The organism is Sulfurimonas sp. (assembly GCF_027056685.1).
GTDB lineage: Bacteria > Campylobacterota > Campylobacteria > Campylobacterales > Sulfurimonadaceae > Sulfurimonas.
In genome coordinates, this window is the sequence record NZ_JALUKE010000196.1 from 1 (window position 1) to 2,345 (window position 2,345).

Genomic DNA, 2,345 nt, shown 5'->3' on the forward strand with positions numbered 1-2,345 from the left:
GACTTCTACTCATTTTAAGTGATGGAAAACCAAATGATACGGACAGATATGATGGCAGATACGGCATAGAAGATACAAAAAAAGCCATAGATGAGGTGCGCCAAATGGGCATTACTCCTTTTTGCATCACCATTGATGTTGAGGCTAGAGAGTATCTGCCCTATCTCTTTGGAAGAAACTCTTATGCGGTTATTCGCGATGCAAAGAAACTGCCAAAAGTTTTAACAGAAATTTATATGAATCTTACAAAATAAAGGAACAAATATGTCACACAGTTACTATTTACCACAAGCAAATGAAGTAGAACTCTTTGAAGCTGCCGCGGGGATGAATTTGCCGGTGCTCATTAAAGGGCCTACAGGGTGCGGTAAGACGCGATTTATTGAGACTATGGGTGAGAGACTTGGTCGTGAAGTTTATACAGTTGTGTGTCATGATGACTTAAGTGCGGCGGACTTGGTCGGTCGTCACCTTATAGATGAAAACGGCACATATTGGCAAGATGGTCCACTTACAAAAGCGGTACGAAATGGTGGAATATGCTATCTTGATGAGATAATCGAAGCGCGTAAAGATACTACAGTTGTGCTACACTCTTTGGCAGATTACAGACGCGTTTTGCCGATTGACAGAACAGGAGAACTTATAGAAGCACATCCTGATTTTATGCTTGTTGTCTCTTATAATCCTGGCTACCAAAATGTACTTAAGGGAATGAAACCAAGTACAAAACAGCGTTTTATTTCTTTAAGTTTTACCTATCCTAAACCAGATATAGAAAAAGAGGTCATTATAAAAGAGAGCGGTGTCGATGAGCCAACAGCGCAAAAACTTGTAAATATTGCAGGAGAGATTCGCCAGCTTAGTGATAGTGACATTCAAGAGGCAGTCTCTACCAGATTGCTCATCTATGCGGCAAAACTGATGGTAAAAGGCTTTGACCCTTATCAGGCGTGTATGCACTCTATAGTTGAGTCATTAAGTGATGAAGAGGATGTTTTAGAAGTGTTGCAAAAACTCATCTCTCTTCACTTTGCAAAGGCTGAGTGATGGCAAAAAGTGTAATTATTAAAGAGCCTTATCCACCGGGTGATTTTGCAATATGGTTGGTTATTTATGTTGAGCTTGTAACCTTTGGTTTTATGTTTTTAGGTTATGCTTTTTCAAGACATGCTGATGTTGTACTTTTTAACAAGTCGCAACTTCTGCTTAATCAAACTTCGGGTTTTATTGACACACTTATTTTGATTACTGGGAGTTATTTTATTGTCAAGGCTGTAAATTTGGTAAAAAATGCCAAAGGTGAGCAGATAATAAAAGAGGCAAATCAAAAAGCTTCTAAGTGGATAGCGGCAAGTGTGCTATTTGGGTGTCTGTTTTTGATTAATAAACTTTTAGAGTTCTCAGACATCTTTGGACAGGGAATATCACTCGGTACAAACAAGTTTTTTATGTTCTATTTGCTGCTTACGATGTTTCACTTTATGCATGTTACTTTAGGCACCATCATTCTTTTTAATATTTTTAGAAGAACAAAGGCTTCTGCGTATAGTGCTGAAAATAGTAGAGGTATAGAGACGGGTGCCGTATATTGGCATCTAGTAGATGTGTTGTGGATAGTTCTATTTCCACTCATTTACATTATAAGGTAGCTGGAATGAAAAGAACAGTAGAGATAGTTTGGGGCGTTTTGATTGTGCTTACAATATTTGCATACCTTTTGGGAAAACTGCATCTTGCAAGTGGTTTTATGGTGGGTGTGCTTCTTTTTACTACATTTGTAAAAGGGCAGCTTGTGATTGATTACTTTATGGGGATGAAAAATGTCTCTTTGAGGTACAGACTTATACCGACAATTTGGCTTGTTGTTGTCATCTCTTCTATTGCAGTCAGTTATTATTTATAAAATTATCGTATAATATTTATAAATTATTTATATAAAGGTGTTAGAAGATGGAAGTTAATTTACATCAAATTGCAACTATAAAATCTCCTTTTTGCGATTTAAAAGATATGCCTGTACAGCCTTGCGGAGCAAGAGAAGTCTTGGCAACTATTGAATTTAAAGAGCAATATTGTGCAGGTTTGAAAGATTTAGATGGTTTTTCTCATGCCTATCTTATATACTATTTTCATAAAATTGACACCCATCAACTCAGTGTCATTCCTTTTAATGATAAAACAAATACACAAAGAGGCGTATTTTCCACACGAACACCTATGCATCCAAATTCCATAGGGCTTTCAGTTGTTGAGATTGTGGATGTTGTTGATAATATTGTCACAATTAAGGGTGTTGATATTGTTGATGGAACACCCCTTTTAGACATTAAGCCCTATATTGA

At 37.0% G+C, this 2,345-nt stretch carries 4 protein-coding genes and 1 pseudogene; all 5 read left to right on the plus strand.

All coding sequences use genetic code 11. The features are described 5' to 3' along the window. Nucleotides 1-254 (plus strand): annotated as a pseudogene (locus tag MVY38_RS08690) (VWA domain-containing protein); the annotation flags it as partial. A gap of 10 nt (nucleotides 255-264) precedes the next feature. Next, the gene (locus tag MVY38_RS08695; RefSeq protein WP_297433384.1) at nucleotides 265-1,050 is read left to right on the plus strand and encodes a CbbQ/NirQ/NorQ/GpvN family protein; all 786 of its coding nucleotides are present in this window, start codon (nucleotides 265-267) and stop codon (nucleotides 1,048-1,050) included. Then, nucleotides 1,050-1,652 (plus strand): cytochrome c oxidase subunit 3, encoded by a 603-nt coding sequence (locus MVY38_RS08700; protein ID WP_297485308.1) that lies wholly within the window; start codon nucleotides 1,050-1,052, stop codon nucleotides 1,650-1,652. The genes MVY38_RS08695 and MVY38_RS08700 overlap by 1 nt, the downstream gene beginning before the upstream one ends. A 5-nt stretch (nucleotides 1,653-1,657) precedes the next feature. After that, entirely contained in the window at nucleotides 1,658-1,906 is a 249-nt protein-coding gene (locus MVY38_RS08705; protein ID WP_297433382.1) for a cytochrome C oxidase subunit IV family protein, read from the plus strand. A 47-nt stretch (nucleotides 1,907-1,953) separates the two neighbouring features. Further along, nucleotides 1,954-2,345 (plus strand): tRNA (N6-threonylcarbamoyladenosine(37)-N6)-methyltransferase TrmO (gene tsaA / locus MVY38_RS08710; RefSeq protein WP_297485310.1); only part of this gene is annotated, 392 nt, incomplete at its 3' end.

Coding starts and splice junctions, on each gene's coding strand:
- MVY38_RS08695 (WP_297433384.1), top strand. CDS start 265: ATGTCACACAGTTACTATTTACCACAAGCAAATGAAGTAGAACTCTTT.
- MVY38_RS08700 (WP_297485308.1), top strand. CDS start 1,050: ATGGCAAAAAGTGTAATTATTAAAGAGCCTTATCCACCGGGTGATTTT.
- MVY38_RS08705 (WP_297433382.1), top strand. CDS start 1,658: ATGAAAAGAACAGTAGAGATAGTTTGGGGCGTTTTGATTGTGCTTACA.